Raw genomic sequence first — 20,453 nt, 5'->3', positions numbered from 1 at the left:
CGCCGCTTCCGACGGGCAGTTACTGCAGCACGAGACCGAGCGCCGTGCAGGACGCCTGGTACTTCGGGGTGCAGATGTCCTCCACCTTGTAGATCTTGTCCTCGACGACCGTGCTCTTGATGTTCTTCTGGGTCAGGGCCACCACGGAGACCAACTGGGCCGGGATGTCGTGGTGGGTGGGGCTGCTGACCCGGTCCCTGGTGAGGGAGTCGAACTGGATGTCCTTGCCCTGGACCCTGGCGACCGCCATCTGGGCGGCGGTCTCGGCCTCCGTCGGATAGGGCTTGTACACGCTCATGTACTGCTCGCCGGCCACGATCCGCTGCACGGCGTCGAGTTCGGCGTCCTGACCGGTGATGACCGGCAGATCGGTGACGCCCGCGTCCTTGAAGGCCTTGATGACGCCGGCCGCCATGCCGTCGTTGGCGGAGTAGACGGCGGCGATGTTGTCCTTGCCGAGCGAGGCGAGCGCCTGGGCCATGTTCGCCTGGGCGTTCTCCGGCTTCCAGTCCTTGGTGTCGTAGGACTTGGCGATCGTGACCTTCCCGCCGAGCTGGGAGAGCGCACCCTCCTTGAACTGCTTGGCGTTCGGGTCGGTGGGCGAGCCGTTGATCATGACGATCTTGTCGGAGGTGCCGGCCTTGGGGCCCAGCGCCTCGATCAGGGAGCGGCCCTGCACCTCCCCCACCAGTTCGTTGTCGAAGGAGATGTACGCGTCGATCGGGCCCTCGGCGAGCCGGTCGTAGGCGATGACCGGGATGCCCGCGTCCTTGGCTTTCTGCACCATGTCGGCGATGGCGTGCGAGTCGACGGCGTCGAGCAGGATGACGTCGACCTTGTTGTCGATCATTCGCTGCATCTGGCCGGCCTGCCGGCTCGCGTCCGCGTCCGCGTTGGCGTACTCGACCTTGCCCTGCTTCCCGGTCAGGGCGGCGACCTTCTCCTTGATGATGGGGTAGTCGAACTTCTCGTAACGGGTGTTGGCCGTCTCCGGCAGCAGCAGACCCACCGTCAGGTCGTTGCCCCTGGTCGGGCTCGCGTCGCTGCCGCTCTCCGACCCGCTGAGCGACCCGCAGGCGGCGAGCGAGAAGGTCAGCGTGGGCGCGGCCACGGCTATGGCGATACGACGCATCAAGGTGCTCACTTCTGGTGCCTTCCGGACGAGGGCGCAGCATTGCGACCCAGGTGACTGAAAAGCCAACGCGGAGGCGACCGTCGGCGTCAAGCGGAACCACTTAACGAGATAGCAACGTAACGCTCCGCTGCAGCTGTGAAGGCTTTGCGGAGCCTTGCGGAATCACCTCCAAACCCCCTTTACGGGCAGCGCACGCGCAAGACACGACGAGGGGCCGGGAGGCTTTACGGCCTCCCGGCCCCTCGTCGTCGTCGAGCGGGTGCGTGTCAGTCCGGCTGTTGGCGCTTGGGCCGCCACACCACCAACGCGCTGGTCTGCTGGACCTCCTGATAGGGAACCAGGTCCCGGCGGTAGGAGGCGTGGACGGCGGCCTCGCGCTGCCGCATCGCCGCCGCCGCGCCGTCCAGCGCCGCCTGGAGCTCCGCGACCCGGGACTGGAGCGCCGCGACTTGGTTCTCCAGTTCGATGATGCGCTTGATTCCGGCCAGGTTGATGCCCTCGTCCTGCGACAACTGCTGCACCTGGCGGAGCAGTTCGATGTCGCGGGCCGAGTAGCGGCGCCCACGGCCGGCGGTGCGGTCGGGGGACACCAGTCCCAGCCGGTCGTACTGACGGAGTGTCTGCGGGTGCAGTCCGGACAGCTGCGCGGCCACGGAGATGACGTACACCGGTGTGTCTTCCGTCAGTTCGTACGGGTTGCGGCGGCGGCCGTCCATCTCACTCATGCTCCCTTCGCGGCCTCGAACAGCTCGGCCCTCGGGTCCTCGCCCGCAGTGGCCTCGCGATACGCCTGAAGCGCGTCACGAGCCTTCCCCGACAGGTCCTTCGGAACACTCACCTCCACGGTGACCAGAAGGTCGCCGTGGGTGCCGTCCTTGCGGACCGCGCCCTTGCCACGGGCCCGCATCGTACGCCCGTTCGGGGTGCCCGGGGGCAGCTTCAGGGTCACCGGCTGACCGCCAAGGGTGGGCACGCGGACCTCGCCGCCGAGGGCCGCCTCGGCGAACGTGACCGGCACGGTGACGGTGAGGTTGTCGCCCCGCCGGCCGAAGACCGGGTGCTCCCCGACGTGCACCACCACGTACAGGTCGCCCGCGGGTCCACCGCGCTCGCCCGGGGCGCCCTTGCCGCGCAGGCGGATGCGCTGGCCGTCGCTGACCCCGGCCGGGATGCGGACCTGCATCGTCCGGGACGACTTGGCCCGCCCGGAGCCCATGCAGACCTCGCAGGGGTTCTCCGCGGTGAGCCCGCGGCCCTTGCAGTCCGGGCACGGGTCCGTCAGGGAGAACCCGCCGCCCGAGCCGCGCGCCACCTGTCCGGTGCCGACGCAGGTCGGGCACACCCGCGGGGTGCCGTTCTTGTCGCCGGTGCCCGAACAGGCCTTGCACGGCTGCTGGCTGGACATGCGCAGCGGCACCGTCGCGCCCTCGATGGCCTCGGTGAAGCTCAGCGTGACCTCGGACTCGATGTCCTGGCCGCGCCGGGGCTGGGTGCGCGTGGTGCCCGCCCCGCCCCGGTTGAACAGGCCCCCGAAGACGTCACCGATTCCGCCGCCGAAGCCGCCGCTCCCGCCGCCGCCGCCCTGGGCGCCTCCGAAGAGGTCGCCCAGGTCGAAGTTGAAGGAGCCGCCGCCGGCACCCGGTCCGGGGCGGAAGCCGCCGTTGCCGAACAGGGTGCGGGCCTCGTCGTACTCCTTGCGCTTCTTGGCGTCGCCGAGCACGTCGTTCGCCTCGGAGATCTCCTTGAAGCGCTCCTCGGCCTTGGCGTTGCCCTTGTTGGCGTCCGGGTGGAACTCGCGGGCGAGCTTCCGGTACGCCTTCTTGATCTCGGCCTCGGTGGCGTCCTTGGGGACGCCGAGGACCTTGTAGTAGTCCTTCTCGATGAAGTCCTTGGTGCTCATCCCCGACGTCCCTCCTCTCGTGCGTCGTCCGCTATTGCGTCAGCCCTCCTCCGGGCCACCGTTCTCCTTGTCCTCGCCCTGCTCGGCGGCCGGGGCCTCGCCGGACTCCTCGGCCGGCTTGACCGTCTGCGCGCCGGGCTGGGGCTCGGCCACCGCCACCCGCGCGGGGCGGATGGTGCGCTCGCCGATCCGATACCCCGGCTGCAGAACCGCCACGCACGTCGTCTCGGTGACGTCCGGTGCGTAGGAGTGCATCAGGGCTTCGTGGATCGTCGGGTCGAAGGACTCGCCCTCCTTGCCGAACTGCTGCAGGCCGAGCTTGGCCACCACGGTCTCCAGCGACTCGGCGACGGACTTGAAACCGCCCACCAGTTCGCCGTGGTCCCGCGCGCGGCCGATGTCGTCGAGCACGGGCAGGAGCTCGGACAGGATGTTCGCGACAGCGACCTCCCGTACCGCGATCCGGTCCCGGTCGACCCGGCGCCGGTAGTTCTGGTACTCGGCCTGGAGCCGCTGCAGATCCGCCGTGCGCTCGCCGAGCGCCGTGCGCACCTGGTCGAGCTGCGCCGTCAGCGCGGCCGACTGGTCCGCTTCACCGGCCGGGGCCGCGCCCTTGTCCTGGGCGGCGGCCTGCGCGGCGTCGTCGGGGGTGCCGGAGGCGGCGTCGGACTGCGGTGGAGGCTGCGGCTGATGCTCCTCGAAGCCGGGGGTCTCCTCCGTCACGCCGCACCGTCCTTGCGTTCGTCGTCGACGATCTCGGCGTCCACGACGTCGTCGTCGGCCCTGGCCTGGCCCGCACCGGCGTCACCGGCACCGCCCGCGGCCTGCGCGGCCTGCGCGTCGGCGTACATGGCCTGGCCGAGCTTCTGGGAGACGGCGGCGACCTTCTCCGTGGCGGTACGGATCTCGGCCGTGTTGTCGCCTCCGGCGGCCTCGCCCTTGAGCTGTTCCTTCAGCTCGGCGACGGCGGCCTCGACCTCGGTCTTGATCTCGCCGGGGACCTTGTCCTCGTTGTCCTTGAGGAACTTCTCGGTCTGGTAGACGAGCTGCTCGCCCTGGTTGCGGACCTCGGCGGCCTCGCGGCGCTTGTGGTCCTCCTCCGCGTAGCGCTCGGCCTCCTCGCGCATGCGGTCGACCTCGTCCTTCGGCAGCGAGGAGCCGCCGGTGACGGTCATCTTCTGCTCCTTGCCGGTGCCGAGGTCCTTCGCCGTGACGTGCATGATGCCGTTGGCGTCGATGTCGAAGGACACCTCGATCTGCGGGACACCGCGCGGCGCCGGCGGCAGACCGGTCAGCTCGAACATTCCGAGCTTCTTGTTGTACGCGGCGATCTCGCGCTCGCCCTGGTAGACCTGGATCTGCACCGACGGCTGGTTGTCCTCGGCCGTGGTGAAGATCTCGGAGCGCTTGGTCGGGATCGTGGTGTTGCGCTCGATCAGCTTGGTCATGATGCCGCCCTTGGTCTCGATGCCGAGGGACAGCGGGGTGACGTCGAGCAGCAGGACGTCCTTGACCTCGCCCTTGAGGACACCGGCCTGGAGCGAGGCGCCGATGGCGACGACCTCGTCCGGGTTCACGCCCTTGTTGGCCTCCTTGCCGCCGGTCAGCTCCTTGACGAGCTCGGCGACCGCGGGCATACGGGTGGAACCACCGACGAGCACGACGTGGTCGATGTCGCTGACGGAGACGCCGGCGTCCTTGATCACGTTGTGGAACGGCGTCTTGCAGCGCTCCAGCAGATCGGCCGTCAGCTGCTGGAACTGGGCGCGGGTGAGCTTCTCGTCCAGGTGCAGCGGGCCCTCGGCGGACGCCGTGATGTAGGGCAGGTTGATCGAGGTCTCGGTGGACGAGGACAGCTCGATCTTGGCCTTCTCCGCCGCCTCACGCAGACGCTGGAGGGCCATCTTGTCCTTGGACAGGTCCACGCCGTGGCCGGACTGGAACTGCTTGACCAGGTAGTCGACGACCCGCTGGTCCCAGTCGTCACCACCGAGGTGGTTGTCACCGTTGGTGGCCTTCACCTCGACGACGCCGTCGCCGATCTCCAGCAGCGAGACGTCGAACGTACCGCCGCCGAGGTCGAAGACGAGGATCATCTGCTCGTCCTTGTCGAGGCCGTACGCCAGGGCGGCGGCCGTCGGCTCGTTGACGATGCGCAGCACGTTCAGACCGGCGATCTCGCCGGCCTCCTTGGTGGCCTGGCGCTCGGCGTCGTTGAAGTACGCCGGGACGGTGATGACCGCGTCGGTCACCTTCTCGCCCAGGTACGCCTCCGCGTCCCGCTTCAGCTTCTGCAGCACGAAGGCGCTCATCTGCTGCGGGTTGAAGTCCTTGCCGTCGAGGTTGATCTTCCAGTCGGTGCCCATGTGGCGCTTGACCGACCGGATGGTCCTGTCGACGTTGGTCACCGCCTGGCGCTTGGCCACCTCACCGACCAGCACCTCGCCGTTCTTGGCGAAGGCGACGACGGACGGCGTGGTCCTGGCGCCCTCGGCGTTGGTGATGACGGTGGGCTCGCCGCCCTCCAGAACGCTGACGACCGAGTTGGTTGTGCCCAGGTCGATGCCGACCGCACGTGCCATGGTGATTTCCTCCAGCTGACTTGAGTGGAACGGACTCAAGTGTGCCCGAGGCTCACCGCCGGGTCAACAGACCTGAGCCGCATCGACTCAAGACTTATCCATCCCTTATACGCAAGGGCGCCCTGACCTGCGGCGATGTGGATTGCCTGGGCGGAGGAGGCGGGTATTCAAGTTGACGACGAGGCGTCTGCACCCCGGATACGCCGAGTCCGCCGGCCTCCGCGTCGTACGGAATCCGGCCGCGCGGGGCTCCCGCGGCGGACTGCCCCTGGGCGCGGAGGATGCCCCAGAAGGGCTCGCCGCGGGGGCGGGCGCCGGAAGCGCCGGCACGCGCGCGTGGCGGTGCCCCGCCACCGGACGCCTCCGCACGCGCGCGCGGGGCACCCCCGGCGGGAAGGCCCCGGGCCGTGCGCTCCTCGGGGCGCCCGCGGGTGCCGGGCACCCGGGTCTGCCCCCGGGTCCCGGGAGGCCGGGACTGCTCCCGCGTGCCGGGCAGCCGGGACTGGGTGCGCGTACCCGGGAGCGGGGACTGCGCACGGGCGTTGCCGGGTTCGGTCGGGCGCCGCGGCGCGTACGCGGGCACCCGCAGCAGCCCGAGGACGGCCACCATGGCCGCCCCGGCCACCCACGCCACCGCCTTCGGCCCGACCCAGCCCGTATGGACCAGCACCCCGACCAGGACCGCGGCGAAGGTGCCGAGACCGAGCAGGACGGTCGCGCCCGGCGGGGTCGGCCCGAGCCGGCGCAGCCGGTGCGCGAGGTGGTCCGGGCCTCGGCGCAGCAGCGGACGCCCCGCCAGCTTCCGTGACACCAGGACCAGGACGGCGTCGGCGCTCGCCGTGGCGGTGAGCGCGAACAGCACCGCCACGGTGGAGACCGTGTCGTACCCGGTCCGGGTGAGCAGGGCGGTGGAGGCGAGCACGAAGCCGGTGAACAGCGAGCCGCCGGATCCGAAGGCGACCCGCGCCGGATGCCAGTTGTGCATCAGGAACCCGGTGAGGGCGGCGGCCAGCACGCTCAGCAGCACCGCGAGGTCGTCCATCACCTCGGCCGCCGCGCACGCACCCACCCCGAACGCGGTGAGCACCCCCACCGTGCCCGCGAGGCCGTCCGCGTGATCGAGCCCCCGGAAGGCGGCGGCCACACAGGCGATCCAGACGACGGCTGCGATCCCGGCCACGGGCCCGGTCTCGTCGTACGGCACCACGCAGGCCGCCGCGAGGGCCGTGCCGACGAACAGGAACGGTGTCTTCAGCCGCCACACGTCCGCGGCGGTCCCGAGCAGGGCGACCGCGGCGCCCGCGGCGAGCAGCCTGCCCACCCCGTCGCCCAGCGGGGCGGTACCCGTCCAGCTGCCGGCCGCGGCGACCAGGCAGGTGCTGAGCACCACGGCCAGGCCGCCGAGCAGCGGCAAGGGGCGTGCCCGCCTCCTGCGGTCGACGAGGCCAAGCCGAAGCGCGAGCACTCGGAGCAGCGCCGAGAGCAGGGCGGCGAGGAGGAGAGCGGTGATGGCGGTGGCGATCCCGTATAGCACGGTTCTTAAATTAGGGGTATATGGGGCGATCGGGTGCGAATAACACGAACGGCGCGCTACCGGATCCCCGGGCGGGCCTCCCGTACCCCCGGACGGCCCCCACGAGGGCTTCCAGCGACCCAGATCACCCCGCGCCCGGCTGCATCGCGTCAGAAGATGGGGGTAGTCTCAAACGGACTACATAAGTTACCGATCAGTAATTTCGAGGCCGCATCAGGAGCCCCCATGCAACTCGCCGCGATCATCGTGTCGCTGGTCCTGACCGTGGTCGGCGTCGCGCTGCTCGCCCGTGCCATCGGCCAGTTCGTCCGGTACTTCAAGCTCGGCCAGCCCGTACCCGCCGGCACCCGCAGCGACAACCCCTACCAGCGCAGCGTGACCCTGGTGCGGGAGTTCCTCGGCCACACCCGGATGAACCGCTGGGGCATCGTGGGCGTCGCCCACTGGTTCGTGGCCATCGGCTTCCTGACGCTGCCGCCCACCCTCGCGCAGGCGTTCGGCCAGTTGTTCCGGGCCGACTGGACGCTGCCGGTCATCGGCGACTTCCTGCCGTTCGAGATGTACATCGAGTTCATCGGCGTGATGACCGTCCTCGGCATCGCCGTGCTCATGGCGATCCGGCTGCTGAGCCTGCCGTCCCGGCCCGGCCGCAAGTCCCGCTTCGCCGGTTCCAAGGCCGGCCAGGCGTACTTCGTCGAGTACGTCATCCTCACCATCGGCCTCGCGATCTACGTCCTGCGCGGTCTTGAGGGCGCGCTCCACCACGTGGGGCACTACGAGGCCGGGTACTTCGCCTCGTACCCGCTGGTGCTCGCCTTCAAGGGCCTGTCGGCCGGCACCCTGCAGAACCTGGTCTACCTGACCGCGATGATCAAGATCGGCACGTCCTTCGTGTGGATGATCGTGGTCTCCCTGAACACCAACATGGGCGTGGCCTGGCACCGCTTCCTGGCCTTCCCGAACATCTGGTTCAAGCGCGAGGCCACCGGCGGTACGGCCCTCGGCGCCCTTCAGCCGATGACCTCCGGCGGCAAGCCGATCGACTTCACCGACCCCGGCGAGGACGACGTCTTCGGCGTCTCCCAGGTCGAGCAGTTCTCCTGGAAGGGCCTGCTGGACTTCTCCACCTGCACCGAGTGCGGCCGCTGCCAGTCGCAGTGCCCGGCCTGGAACACCGGCAAGCCGCTCTCCCCCAAGCTGCTGATCATGTCGCTGCGCGACCACGCGCACGCGAAGGCGCCGTATCTGCTGGCCGGCGGCGGCAAGACGATGGAGGGCGAGGAGAAGGCGTCCGAGGAGCAGCTGAAGGACGTCCCGGCGTCCGCGCTCGCGGAGGCCGAGCGCCCGCTGATCGGAACACTGGAGGCCGGCGCCGACAGCGCCTTCGCGGGCGGCGTCATCGACCCGGACGTGCTGTGGTCCTGCACCACCTGCGGCGCCTGCGTCGAGCAGTGCCCGGTCGACATCGAGCACGTCGACCACATCGTCGACATGCGCCGCTACCAGGTCATGATCGAGTCCGCGTTCCCGTCCGAGGCGGGCACGATGCTCAAGAACCTGGAGAAGAAGGGCAACCCCTGGGGCCTGGCCAAGAAGCAGCGCCTGGAGTGGACCAAGGAGGTCGACTTCGAGGTCCCGGTCGTCGGCAAGGACATCGAGGACCTCTCCGAGGTCGAGTACCTGTACTGGGTCGGCTGCGCCGGCGCCCTGGAGGACCGCGCCAAGAAGACCACCAAGGCCTTCGCGGAGCTGCTGCACATCGCGGGCGTGAAGTTCGCGATCATGGGCGGCGACGAGAAGTGCACCGGTGACTCCGCACGCCGCCTGGGCAACGAGCCCCTGTTCCAGGAACTCGGCGTGGAGAACGTCGCCACGCTGAACATGGCCTTCGGCGAGGAGACGGACGACGAGGGCAACGTCACGCCCGAGTCCAGGAAGCCGAAGTCGGCGAAGAAGATCGTCGCCACCTGCCCGCACTGCCTCAACACGCTCGGCAACGAGTACCCCCAGCTCGGCGGCGACTACGAGGTCATCCACCACACCCAGCTCCTCCAGCACCTGGTGGACGAGGGCAGGCTGGTCCCGGTCACCCCGGTCGAGGGCATCATCACCTACCACGACCCCTGCTACCTGGGCCGCCACAACAAGATCTACACGCCTCCGCGCGAGATCATCGGCAAGGTCCCGGGCCTCAGGAACGAGGAGATGCACCGCCACAAGGAGCGCGGCTTCTGCTGCGGCGCCGGCGGTGCCCGGATGTGGATGGAGGAGCGGATCGGCAAGCGCATCAACGACGAGCGCGTCGACGAGGCTCTTTCGCTGAACCCGGACATCGTCTCGACGGCCTGCCCGTTCTGCCTGGTCATGCTCACGGACTCGGTCAACGGCAAGAAAAACGACGGCAAGGCCAAGGAGTCCGTCCAGGTCGTGGACGTCGCCCAGCTTCTGCTGGACTCCGTCAGGACGCCGGTCGACCCGGCGGGCGACGCGGCCGACGAGACCGAGCCGGAGCCCGAGCCGGTGAAGTAGGCGGCAGCCGGCGCACGACCGGGCGGCATGGTCGTCCAGCGTCCGACGCCCCCGTGTCCGTATGGGCACGGGGGCGTCGCCGTGTTTCCAGGAGCGGTCTCCCGCGAGCGGTCTCCGGGAGCGCTACGCGTTCTTGGGCGCGGCCTGCTGCACGACCTCGAAGGACCACAGGGTGGAACCGCTGGCCGCGGGCTTCGGCCGCTCCTCTCCGTCACCCGCGCCGGTGCCGGTGCCGGTGCCCTGGTGCGCGGACTTCATCGGCCCCTCCATCCAGGCCTGGAACGACTCCTCGTCACGCCAGCGCGTGTAGACGAGATAGGTGTCGGTGCCCTCGACAGGGCGCAGGAGCTCGAACCATTCGAACCCGTCGGAGTTCTCGACCGCGTGCGCCCGGGAGGCGAACCGCTTCTCCAGCGTCTCGCGCTGCTCGGCTGGCACGGTCAGTACGTTGATCTTGACTACGCTCATGGTCCCATCCTGCCCGGTGGCCCCCGGGCCGCCACTCAGCGCCTCCGTGATCCGGGAGGCGTACAGGGAGGCGAACCGGAAGCTCCGCCCGGCGCCTCGGACCGCCCGTGAGCCGTCTCCGAGCATCCCGTGGACACCCCTGAGAAACGCCCGGAACGCCCCTTAGGGGATGTCACAGCTCGGACCCAAAGCCCTGCCGGAACACCCGCTCCCGCACGGGATTCGGCGGGCTCGGGTACGTTCGATGACGTGGCTGGATTCAGGAGCGGACGCGGCGGCCGGAACGACCGGGCCCCGCAGGCGCGGACCCAACGACCTCCGTACGGGCAGCAGGCACCCCAGGCCCCCTCGTACGGCTATCCCCCGGCGCAGCGGCCGTACCCGCAGCAGCGGCCGCCGTACGGAGGCGGGGGCGCCCAGTGGCCCCGGGCCGACGGCGGTGGCTACGGCGAGCCGGAGTACTTCGGCGGCGGCCACCCGCAGGGCGGCCCCGATCCGTACGCGGCCGACAACCCCGGCCACACCCAGGCCTTCGCGGTCGGCGAGGACCCGTACAACGAGAGCGGGACCTACCGCGCGGGCTCGGCGCCGGCCGGTCCGATCGGTCCCCGGCTGCACTGGACCGACCTGCTGCGGGGCATAGTCCTGTCCCCCAACCAGACCTTCCTCCAGATGCGCGACTACGCGATGTGGGGCCCCGCCCTCATCGTGACGTTCCTCTACGGGCTGCTCGCGGTCTTCGGCTTCGACGGCGCCCGCGAGGAGGCCATCAACGCCACCCTCACCAACGCGATCCCGATCGTCCTGATCACCGCCGTGGCGCTGGTGCTCAGCGCCTTCGTCCTCGGTGTGGTCACCCACACCCTGGCCCGCCAGCTCGGCGGCGACGGGGCCTGGCAGCCCACGGTCGGCCTGTCCATGCTGATCATGTCGGTGACGGACGCTCCGCGTCTGCTCGTCGCGATGTTCCTCGGCGGCGACGCGGGCTTCGTCCAGCTGCTCGGCTGGGCCACCTGGATCGCGTGCGGCGCGCTGCTGACCCTCATGGTCAGCCGCTCCCACGACCTGCCCTGGCCCAAGGCCCTGGGCGCCTCGGCGATCCAGCTGATCGCACTGCTGTCGATCGTGAAGCTCGGCACGTTCTGACGCTCCGGCGTTCCAGCGGCCCACCAGCACACAAGGGGCCCGGCGATGCGCCGGGCCCCTTGCTCGTCTCAGGTCGTCCTCGCGAGTCTTCTCCGGTCTTCGCGAGTCCTCGCCGGCTTTCGCCGGTCTTCGCTCGTCAGAGCTTGCCGCCGATCTCGCAGGCCCGGCACGGCGGCTGCCCGCAGGTGCACTGCATGACGGCTTCGACGACGCCGCGGTCGTGGTAGAGGCACTCGTCCTTGCAGGTGTGGCGCGGTATGAACCCCGCCGGGATCTCGCCGGGCCACGGCTCGTGACCGTCCCGGCAGCGGGCGAACCGCTCGGGGTCGGTGGAGTGCAGCTCGTGCATGCCCGAGCGTGCGTGGTCCTCCAGCTCTCGCACTCGCTCCACCAGGCTCTTCAGCTCGGCGGCGAGGCCGGCGTACTGGTCGGTGCCGGTCCTCACGTGTGCGGCCCGCAGGGCCATCGCCGCGTTGCCCAGAAACCTGCCGGCGTCCTGCAGGTCGGTCACGTGATGCAACTGAATGCCGTTCACGCCTCGTACCCATACGGCGTCCATGTTGCTCACCGATCCGCCCTCCTTGGCTTTCTGCGAGACAGTATGCGCGGCGCCTGTGCCTCCGCATAAGGGAAATCAATCTATTTACCGAAACTAAAGGTGTCGGTCGCGGCCGTCCAGCAAAATCCGGAGTGAGTCGCCTCACTCCGCCCCTCGCGGTGATCTTCCACTGGTTCCCCGCGGCACCTGAATGATCAACACGGCCGCACGATCATTGCGCTGTTGCGCACCTCACGGGCGGCCGGAGCATGGGGGAGGGCGGACGACCCCTCCCCGACTTGACACGCCCATTGACGAGACGTCTCCTTGAAGAGAGGAAACAGTTGCGGCACACGCTTTTCCAGCGCGCCGCACGCTCGGGTTCGTGAGCGTCGAGCCAATTTCCGGAGCGATAATGGCCACTTACGAATATCTGTGCGACCATTGCGGCCCCTTCGATGTGAAATTGACGATCGGAACGGCACCCAATACGTATGGCTGCCCTTCTTGTGCGGACGCTGCGAGGCGCTTGTACTCGGCGCCCGGCCTGAAGACGACCTCGAGTGCGTCCGCCGCCCTCCGCGAACGGGAGGAGCAGGCCCGCGAGGCCCCGGCAGTGGTTTCTGAAGTGCCGCTGCGCGCAAGGCCGGAGCGGCGACCGCACCCCGCGCTCTCGCGGCTGCCGCGGCCCTGACTGTCTCCACCCCCAAGCGGAGTCGGGAGGTGCGTCGCGGTGGGAAATACTGGACTCCTCTTTGTCGGCGCAGTGCTCTTCATGAACGGGCTGCTGCTCCTCGGCAAGGTCGAAGCCCGGGCAGGTGCAATACTCAACCTGTTCGTAGGCACACTGCAGGTACTGACGCCGACCTACCTCATTTTCACCGCCGGCGACGACCCCAAGAAGATTCTGGCGGCATCCGGTCTCTACTTGTTCGGATTCACCTACCTGTATGTGGGTATCGGCCTGCTCGCCAATCTCGACACCACCGGGGTCGGCTATTACTCATTGTTTGTGGCAATTGCCGCACTGGGATACTCGTACGCCAATTTCCACCTCTTGAACGACGCCCCCTTCGGGGTCATCTGGCTCTACTGGGCCTTGCTCTGGTTCCTGTTCTTCCTGCTGCTCGGCCTCAAGATGGAGCATCTCAGGGCGTATACGGGCTGGATCACCGCGATCGAGGGCTGGATCACCGGTGCCATTCCCGCGGCGCTGCTGCTCTCCGGCTACTGGAAGCACCCGACCGAGACCGCCATCGCCCTGGGAGTGTTCGGCGTGCTGATGTTCGTGGGGCTGTGGCCACTCACCCGTGGAACGCCCCAGCCGACCCGAGCCGCTCCACCGGCCAGCAGCGCGGGTGCTCCAACGTCACCGGATCAGAAGTGAGGAGTTGTCATGCCCGAAAATCTCTTCAATGTGGACCAGAGCAAGTCGATGCGTGAGCAGGCCGTTCCTGGACACAACAGGTGGCACCCCGACATCCCCAACGCCGCCATGGTGAAGCCGGGAGCGGAGTTCCGGATGGAGTGCCGCGACTGGACCGACTGCCAGATCGGTGACAACGACTCCGCCAACGACGTGCGCGACATCGACCTGACCGTCCCTCACATGCTCAGCGGGCCGATAGGCGTGGAGGGCGCCGAACCCGGCGATCTGCTCGTCGTCGACATCCTCGACCTCGGTCCCGTGCCGCAGCAGCGCGGCGACGCGGCGGGCCAGGGCTGGGGCTACACCGGCATCTTCGCCAAGACCAACGGCGGAGGCTTCCTGACCGACTACTTCCCGGACTCGTACAAGGCCATCTGGAACTTCCACGGCCAGCAGGCGGTCTCCCGCCACCTGCCCGGCATCCGCTACACCGGAATCACCCACCCCGGTCTGTTCGGAACAGCTCCGTCCCCCGAGATGCTCGCCCGCTGGAACAGGCGCGAGAAGGCGCTGATCGACACCGACCCGAACCGGGTCCCGCCCCTCGCCGTACCTCCGGACGCCACCCACGCGCTCGCCGGCACGGCCACGGGGGACGTCGCCACCCGCATCGCCCAGGAAGGGGCACGTACGGTGCCGGCCCGTGAGAACGGCGGCAACCAGGACATCAAGAACATGACCCGCGGCTCGCGGGCCTTCTTCCCCGTGTACGTCAAGGACGCCAAGCTCTCCGCGGGCGACCTGCACTTCAGCCAGGGCGACGGAGAGATCAGCTTCTGCGGCGCCATCGAGATGGGCGGCTACATCGACTTCCATGTCGAACTGATCAAGGGCGGCATGGAGAAGTACGGCATCACCACCAACCCGGTGTTCATGCCCGGCAACGTCGAGCCGCGCTACACGGAGTTCATCAGTTTCATCGGTGTCTCCGTCGACCACGACACGGACACCAACTTCTACATGGACGCCACGCTGGCCTACCGGCGGGCATGCCTCAACGCCGTCGAGTACTTCAAGAGGTTCGGCTACAGCGGAGAGCAGGCCTACCTGCTGCTCGGCTCCGCGCCCATAGAGGGACGCATCAGCGGCATCGTGGACATCCCCAACGCCTGCTGCTCGCTGTACGTCCCCACCGCCATGTTCGACTTCGACGTCCGGCCGTCCGCCGCCGGCCCGGTCAAGGCCGACCGCGGCCAGGCCGCGCTGACCAGCGCCTGACCCGACCACGCACAGGTACGGCCCCGCAGCGCCTGCCGCGGGGCCGTACGACGCTCGATGCGGGGTCTCGCTACAGGGCGTCCTTCGAGGACGTGATCGGCGTACCGGCCTTGCGGCACGGAGGAAGCACGGACCAAGGGAAGTTGATCCAGTCGTCGGTGCGCTTCCAGACGTACTCGCACTTCACGAGCGACTGGGACTTCTCGTAGATGACGGCGCTGCGCACCTCGGCGACGGTGTCCAGGCAGAAGTCGCGGACCAGCTTGAGCGTCTTGCCGGTGTCGGCGACGTCGTCCGTGATCAGGACCTTCTTGTCGGAGAAGTCGATCACGTTGGGCACGGGCGCGAGCATGACGGGCATCTCGAGCGTGGTCCCGACACCGGTGTAGAACTCGACGTTGACCAGGTGGATGTTCTTGCAGTCGAGGGCGTAGGCGAGCCCGCCGGCGACGAAGACTCCGCCGCGCGCGATGCTGAGCACGATGTCCGGCTCGTACCCGTCGTCGGCGATGGTCTGCGCGAGCTCGCGCACGGCGGTGCCGAAGTCCTCGTAGCTCAGGTTCTCTCGTATCTCGGTCATGTCGTGGGCGCCCCTCACACCTGCGTGCGGTGGAAGTTGAGGTAGGAGCGGGAGGCGGTGGGACCGCGCTGCCCCTGGTACCGGGAGCCGTAGCGTTCACTGCCGTACGGGGCCTCGGAGGGCGAGCTGAGCCGGAACAGGCACAGCTGCCCGATCTTCATCCCGGGCCAGAGCTTGATCGGCAGGGTCGCGAGGTTCGACAGCTCCAGGGTCACGTGCCCGGAGAAGCCGGGGTCGATGAACCCGGCGGTGGAGTGGGTGACAAGACCGAGCCGCCCGAGCGAGCTCTTGCCCTCGAGCCGGGAGGCGAGATCGTCGGGAAGCGAGATGACCTCGTACGTCGACGCGAGGACGAACTCCCCCGGATGCAGGATGAACGGTTCGTCGCCCTCCGGCTCGACGAGCCGGGTGAGGTCCGGCTGCTCGACGGAGGGGTCGATGTGGGGGTAGCGGTGGTTCTCGAACACCCGGAAGTAGCGGTCGAGCCGCACATCGATGCTCGACGGCTGCACCATGGATTCGTCGAAGGGATCGATCCGCACCCGCCCGGCGTCGATCTCGGCCCGGATGTCCTTGTCTGAGAGAAGCACGTAGCGAGGATACGCAAGACGCGCGGAGCCCCCACAATCAGGACGACTCCACGCGCCGGTACCGCGTTGCTGCCGCTACCGCTTCTGCAGTCCCACAGGCACCACGCTGCGGAGCCTGGCACACCGTGGACACCTCATGAGCCGGCCGGGGCCGAGCCGCTCGGCCTGCTGCATCGGGAACGAAGCGGTGCTGAACACGTGCCCCTCGGCACAACGGACGACGGTGCGCTCCATCAAGTCCCTTAAGTCCCTTCCCCAGAACCGCGTCTGGCCTCTCGCCGCCTGACGACAAAAGCCACAGTACGGGATCAAAGAGACGTGCCACCAGACGGCACTCCGGCCCCACAGGACCCCAGCCGCGCACCCCCACCGTACGCCCCAACTCCGTTCCCCCGCAGCGCCGCTCCCCCTTTTGAAACGCGCACCGGCCCCACGGTTCGAGCACCGGGAGCCGGGGATGGGGTACAGTGAGCGCCGGGCCCGAACTTTGGTCGGCGTCTTACGCGGGTGTAGTTTAATGGTAGAACATCAGCTTCCCAAGCTGAGAGCGCGAGTTCGATTCTCGTCACCCGCTCCATGATTCAGGCCCAGGTCAGCGACCTGGGCCTTCTTGTTGTGTGCGGTGATCGGTCGCTGCGTGCCAGATTCGCTTGCTGACGCTCCTCGTCGGAGCGTTGGTAGATCAGCGCTGGTGGCCAGGCCCCCAGCCCGTAATGTTGGGCACATGACGCGGTTGATCGTCGCAGCAGGAGGAGGTGGCGACGCAGTCGCCGCCGCAATGCTTCACGCCGCCCTGTACGGCGACGAGGACCAGGCGGTGATCCTCACGTACGCCTGGGACCGCCTGCTGGTCGACCCGGTCCCGGGCCCGCGAGGAGCGGACAACTTCACGGGTCTCGAACCGGTCACCCGCTGCGTCTGGTCGGTGCCGGCCACGGCCGAGCCGATCGCCCCGGCGGGCTCCACTCTCCCCCGACTCGCGGCAGAGCTCCCCCACACCTTCGCCCTGCTCGACCCACACCGCGGCGCCGAGGGCGTCACACGCCAGCTCGAAGAGCTGATCGACCGCTTGGCCCCCGTGTCGATCGATCTGCTGGACGTGGGCGGCGACATCCTCGCCGAGGGCGACGAGCCCACGCTCAAGAGCCCGCTCGCCGACGCCCTCACCCTCGCCGCGTGCTGTCAGGTCAACGCCCCGATCCGCTTGCTGGTCGCAGGCCCGGGACTGGACGGTGAGGTCTCGCCCGACGACTTGCGCCCCCTCTTCGGCCCCCTCGTCCACAGCTTCACGGCGCAGGACGTGGAGTCGGTCGGCAGCGTCCTGGAGTGGCACCCCTCAGAGGCCACAGCGATGCTCGCGGCGACAGCCCGAGGAGCCCGCGGCCTCTGCGAAATCCGGGACGCCGGCTTCGCCGTACCCCTCACCGAGGAGGGGCCCACGGTCCACGAAGTCGACTTGGATGAAGCCATCAGCCGCAACACCCTGGCCCGCGCCATCATGACGACGGCCACCCTGGACGAAGCCGAGGCATACAGCCGCGAGATCTGCGGCTTCTCGGAGATCGACTACGAACGCAACAAGGCGACATGGCTCACCGAGCAGCCACCGACGAGGCTCGACCCCGACGACGTACTGCCCCGGCTCGACCAGTTCCAGCGTGAGGCCCGAGCCCGCGGAGTCACCCACACGACCTTCCGCCACATCGCCGAGGCCCTGAACCTCAGCGGCTCTCACCGCGGCGAGCTGCGCCAACTCCTCATCAGCAGCCGCCCAGAACAGTACGCGGCGCCCTTGTGGCGCATCCCTGCCGACGACTGAGTTACAACCTTCTTTACGGTTTCAAGCCCCGGCTGCGCTCCGCTCCGCCGGGCGCGCTCCGCTCCGCCGGGCGCGCTCCGCGCGCGCTGCGCCGAGGCGCGCCCACGTGTGGCCGGTAATACCCGCAGCCGGGCCGTCCCCGGGCCGTCCGAGGCCGGCCAACGTTGACAGGCGCTGGCAGAGGCTGACGCGAAGTCCGCGATCAGCTCGTCGAGGTTGTCCCGCTCGATCTGCCGCTGGGCCGCCTTCTCCAGGTACGCCGAGACGAAGGGACCCGGTGCCGAAGGTTCGTGGGACAGCCGGGAGTTGAGCCCCGGGCGCGGCTCCGTTCCCGGAGGGGCAGGCCCTAGTCTGATCTCCGTGAGGCAGGCAGGCGCTGGGAAGGATGATCGGCGATGACGCCCCTGAGCAGCGGGGACCCGGATTCCATAGGCGGGTACACCCTTCTCCGCCGGCTCGGGGCGGGCGGCATGGGAGTCGTCTATCTCGGAGTCTCCGCCTCGGGACGGCAGGTCGCGGTCAAGCTCGTGCACGGGCCGTATGCCCAGGAGGAGGAGTTCCGGACGCGCTTCCGGCAGGAGATCGCGGCAGCGCGCAGAGTGAGCGGTGCCTTCACCGCGCCTGTCGTGGATGCCGACCCGGACGCCGACCGGCCGTGGATGGCGACGCTCTACGTGCCGGGACTCAGCCTCGCCGAAGTCGTGGAGAAGGGCGGCCCGCTGAGCCGGCGGGAGCTGCGCGCGCTGGGGCTGGGACTCACCGAGGCACTGCGCGACATCCACCGGGTGGGCCTGGTGCACCGGGACCTCAAACCGGGCAACGTCCTGATGACCGAGGACGGGCCGCGCGTCATCGACTTCGGCATATCGCGCGCTTCCGACAACCAGAACCTCACCGCGACCGGGCGGATGATCGGCACTCCGCCCTTCATGTCGCCGGAACAAGTGGCCTCCGCCCGAGACGTCACCCCGGCCTCGGACGTGTTCTCGCTGGGATCACTGCTGGTGTTCGCGGCCGTCGGCACGGGACCGTTCGACGCCGACAGCCCGTACATAACCGGCTATCAGGTGGTGTACGGGACGCCGGACCTCGGCGGGGTGCCCGAAGCGCTCCTGGACATTGTCGAGCGCTGCCTGGACAAGGACCCGGCCGCGCGGCCGGAACTGACGGACATACACCGCATGCTCCAGGCGCTGCCGGAGTCCGACGCCACCGGGTCCCCTGAGACCGGGCAGTCCACAAAACCCCGGCGTCGCCCCACTTCTCGGCAGGCCGCCACCAGCTCCGCGGGTGCCGCGACCGGCACCGGCAGCGGCAAGCGCCGACGAGCGCGGATGCTGCTCACCGGCCTCGGCGCGGCGCTGGCCGTCACGGGGCTGTGTATCGGGATGGGTGTCTTCGTGTCCGCTCCGGACACCACCACCACCGCCTCCGACGCCACCACCACCGCCCGTGCCGCGTCACTGCCCGACGGCTGGCGGCCGTGGCGGACGAAGCTGCGGTACGACGTGACGGGTGTCCCTCTCGACTACGGCAGCCCCGGATGTGTGGCGGAGGGAAGCGACCTGTTCTGCGGCGGTACGGGATTCACGGCCGCCAGAATCGACGCGGCCTCCGGCCGCACCCTGTGGCGGACCGGCACCCGCCCTCAGGGGGCCCAGCCGATCGGCGTTCGCGACGGGCTCGTCTACATGTACGAGGAACCGGACGACGAGACCAGGCGGTTGGTGGCCCTCGACGCCGGTACCGGGCACCGTCGGTGGCAACGCGACATCAACCGGGCCGAAAAGGCGGTCCTGTACGACGGCGGACTGCTGACCCTGTCTCCCGACTCCTCGTGGTTCGTGGCCTACGGACCTTCCGGCAAGGAACTGTGGCGGGCGCCTTCGCTGGACGAGTACTGCACTCCGACGGCGCTGGGAGGCGTCCCCTACGCCCTGTGCTCGGAGGGCACCGAGTCCGGCCAGGCCCCGGTCGACCTGATGAGGCTCGGACCCGGCAGCCTGACCGAAAGCGCCACGCTGCCCAAGAAGGCGGAAGCGCTCGGCGCCGTAGGCGGGCGACCACTGTTCCTCGCTCCCCAGACCGCGAAGGACGTGTACGAAGCCGGGTACGAACGGCCGTACAACGCGCTGCTGCGGGTGGCCCCGGAAACCGGGCAGGTCAGACGGGTACCGCTGGCACATCCGCTGACCGGCGCGGCCACCCTCGCGGACGGCGTCGTCTACTTCGTCCGGTCCGACGGGTCGGTCACCGCGGTGTCGGCGGACAGCGGCAGACAACTCTGGCAGAAGGTCACGGACATGGAGAGTCTGTCCGTGCCCGCGGTGTCGGCGACGTACAAGCGGGTCTATTTCTCCAACCGCTTCGGCCGTCTGCTGGCACTGGACAGCCGCACCGGAGCGGAGGTCTGGCGCACCTCCGCTCTGGACGACCCCGGGGACAAAGCGCAGGGCTACCCGCCGCGCGTGCTGCTCGTCAAGGACGCGATCGTGGCGATGGCCGGCGACACGGCCTTCTCCCGGAGCCCGGACGGGCCCGCCTGACCGGCCGAGGCAATCGCGCCCGGGCTGAGAGCGCGGGTTCGGTTTCTCGTCGCCCGGTCCAGCGAAGAGAGCCCCAGACCGTCGGTCCGGGGCTCCTTTGTCGTCAGCGGGTCTGTGCCCACACCACCAGCAGGCCGACCACGGCCGTGCCCGTCCCGTAGCACGCGCCGCGGAGGAACTGGTCGGCCGCGACGCGCCGGCGACGTGAGAACCATCGCGCGACGTCACACGTCATTCGGCCGCAGCGCACCACGGTGGCGGACAGCCGTCGTCCGATGGCCCGTCGGCCCGGGGGTGTCGCTTCCTCCGTGGAACACCCTGCCCGGGCGGACCTTACTTTCATGGCGGTTACACCTGCCTTTCCTGGCGTTGTGGGTTTTTTCTTCTCTCCGGGCGGCCGGGCGTGCTCGCTCGTGGCACGCCCGGCCCAAGTGGCTGC

The 20,453-nt window shown here is 69.2% G+C and carries 17 protein-coding genes and 1 tRNA gene; 8 read left to right on the top strand and 10 right to left on the bottom strand.

All coding sequences use genetic code 11. The features are described 5' to 3' along the window. Window positions 1–19: 19 nt before the first annotated feature. The 6 genes from CG719_RS11110 to CG719_RS11085 form a co-directional block, all read right to left on the bottom strand. Window positions 20–1,132, bottom strand: a complete 1,113-nt coding sequence (locus CG719_RS11110; RefSeq protein ID WP_100568396.1) for a sugar ABC transporter substrate-binding protein — start codon at window positions 1,130–1,132, stop codon at window positions 20–22. Between the two features lie 269 nt (window positions 1,133–1,401). Next, window positions 1,402–1,851 carry a heat shock protein transcriptional repressor HspR gene (locus CG719_RS11105; protein ID WP_100568395.1) on the bottom strand — a complete coding sequence of 150 codons (450 nt, stop codon included), beginning with the start codon at window positions 1,849–1,851 and terminating at the stop codon, window positions 1,402–1,404. Window positions 1,852–1,856: 5 nt separating this feature from the next. Continuing rightward, window positions 1,857–3,035, bottom strand: a complete 1,179-nt coding sequence (dnaJ, locus tag CG719_RS11100) for a molecular chaperone DnaJ (RefSeq protein ID WP_100568394.1) — start codon at window positions 3,033–3,035, stop codon at window positions 1,857–1,859. Between the two features lie 39 nt (window positions 3,036–3,074). Next, window positions 3,075–3,758 carry a nucleotide exchange factor GrpE gene (gene grpE, locus CG719_RS11095; protein WP_100568393.1) on the bottom strand — a complete coding sequence of 228 codons (684 nt, stop codon included), beginning with the start codon at window positions 3,756–3,758 and terminating at the stop codon, window positions 3,075–3,077. Then, a complete protein-coding gene (gene dnaK, locus CG719_RS11090; RefSeq protein ID WP_100568392.1) occupies window positions 3,755–5,617 on the bottom strand; it encodes a molecular chaperone DnaK in 1,863 nt (620 codons plus the stop codon). Before dnaK ends, grpE begins: the two co-directional genes overlap by 4 nt. 94 nt (window positions 5,618–5,711) lie before the next feature. After that, complete coding sequence (locus CG719_RS11085; RefSeq protein ID WP_100568391.1) at window positions 5,712–7,151, bottom strand: MraY family glycosyltransferase; 1,440 nt, start codon at window positions 7,149–7,151, stop codon at window positions 5,712–5,714. Between the two features lie 225 nt (window positions 7,152–7,376). On the opposite strand from CG719_RS11085, the gene CG719_RS11080 reads away from it, so the two are divergent. Further along, window positions 7,377–9,680, top strand: coding sequence for a (Fe-S)-binding protein (locus tag CG719_RS11080; RefSeq protein WP_100568390.1), 2,304 nt, complete (start codon window positions 7,377–7,379; stop codon window positions 9,678–9,680). A gap of 123 nt (window positions 9,681–9,803) precedes the next feature. Here the strand turns inward: CG719_RS11080 and CG719_RS11075 are convergent, their stop codons facing one another. Continuing rightward, window positions 9,804–10,148, bottom strand: coding sequence for an antibiotic biosynthesis monooxygenase family protein (locus CG719_RS11075; protein ID WP_100568583.1), 345 nt, complete (start codon window positions 10,146–10,148; stop codon window positions 9,804–9,806). 249 nt (window positions 10,149–10,397) lie between these two features. Between CG719_RS11075 and CG719_RS11070 the strand changes: the two genes are divergently transcribed. Next, complete coding sequence (locus tag CG719_RS11070) at window positions 10,398–11,294, top strand: YIP1 family protein (RefSeq protein ID WP_100568389.1); 897 nt, start codon at window positions 10,398–10,400, stop codon at window positions 11,292–11,294. Between the two features lie 136 nt (window positions 11,295–11,430). Here CG719_RS11070 and CG719_RS11065 read toward each other — a convergent pair whose 3' ends face one another. Then, window positions 11,431–11,853 carry a hypothetical protein gene (locus CG719_RS11065; RefSeq protein ID WP_100568582.1) on the bottom strand — a complete coding sequence of 141 codons (423 nt, stop codon included), beginning with the start codon at window positions 11,851–11,853 and terminating at the stop codon, window positions 11,431–11,433. 394 nt (window positions 11,854–12,247) lie between these two features. On the opposite strand from CG719_RS11065, the gene CG719_RS37515 reads away from it, so the two are divergent. The 3 genes from CG719_RS37515 to fmdA are packed head-to-tail and all read left to right on the top strand — an operon-like array spanning window position 12,248 to window position 14,479. Continuing rightward, entirely contained in the window at window positions 12,248–12,526 is a 279-nt protein-coding gene (locus CG719_RS37515) for an FmdB family zinc ribbon protein (protein WP_100568388.1), read from the top strand. Window positions 12,527–12,565: 39 nt separating this feature from the next. Further along, on the top strand, window positions 12,566–13,219 hold the full coding sequence (locus CG719_RS11055; protein WP_100568387.1) for an AmiS/UreI family transporter: 654 nt from the start codon (window positions 12,566–12,568) through the stop codon (window positions 13,217–13,219). A 9-nt stretch (window positions 13,220–13,228) separates the two neighbouring features. After that, window positions 13,229–14,479 carry a formamidase gene (gene fmdA, locus CG719_RS11050; RefSeq protein ID WP_100568386.1) on the top strand — a complete coding sequence of 417 codons (1,251 nt, stop codon included), beginning with the start codon at window positions 13,229–13,231 and terminating at the stop codon, window positions 14,477–14,479. A 70-nt stretch (window positions 14,480–14,549) separates the two neighbouring features. On the opposite strand, the gene CG719_RS11045 is transcribed toward fmdA, so the two are convergent. Together CG719_RS11045 and dcd are read right to left on the bottom strand one after the other, a co-directional pair. Continuing rightward, complete coding sequence (locus CG719_RS11045; RefSeq protein WP_100568385.1) at window positions 14,550–15,059, bottom strand: phosphoribosyltransferase; 510 nt, start codon at window positions 15,057–15,059, stop codon at window positions 14,550–14,552. A gap of 14 nt (window positions 15,060–15,073) precedes the next feature. Next, on the bottom strand, window positions 15,074–15,649 hold the full coding sequence (gene dcd, locus CG719_RS11040; protein ID WP_100568384.1) for a dCTP deaminase: 576 nt from the start codon (window positions 15,647–15,649) through the stop codon (window positions 15,074–15,076). A gap of 503 nt (window positions 15,650–16,152) precedes the next feature. On the opposite strand from dcd, the gene CG719_RS11035 reads away from it, so the two are divergent. From CG719_RS11035 to CG719_RS11025, 3 genes are all read left to right on the top strand, one after another. Further along, window positions 16,153–16,226: transfer RNA gene (locus tag CG719_RS11035), tRNA-Gly, on the top strand. A gap of 147 nt (window positions 16,227–16,373) precedes the next feature. After that, on the top strand, window positions 16,374–17,468 hold the full coding sequence (locus CG719_RS11030; RefSeq protein WP_100568383.1) for a DUF1152 domain-containing protein: 1,095 nt from the start codon (window positions 16,374–16,376) through the stop codon (window positions 17,466–17,468). A 395-nt stretch (window positions 17,469–17,863) separates the two neighbouring features. After that, window positions 17,864–20,014: a protein kinase domain-containing protein gene (locus CG719_RS11025; RefSeq protein ID WP_100568382.1), complete on the top strand. Its 2,151-nt coding sequence runs from the start codon at window positions 17,864–17,866 to the stop codon at window positions 20,012–20,014. The last annotated feature ends 439 nt before the right edge of the window (window positions 20,015–20,453 follow it).

It is taken from the genome of Streptomyces sp. CB01373 (assembly GCF_002803075.1).
GTDB lineage: Bacteria > Actinomycetota > Actinomycetes > Streptomycetales > Streptomycetaceae > Streptomyces.
This window is presented reverse-complemented; position numbering and strand designations above follow the sequence as displayed.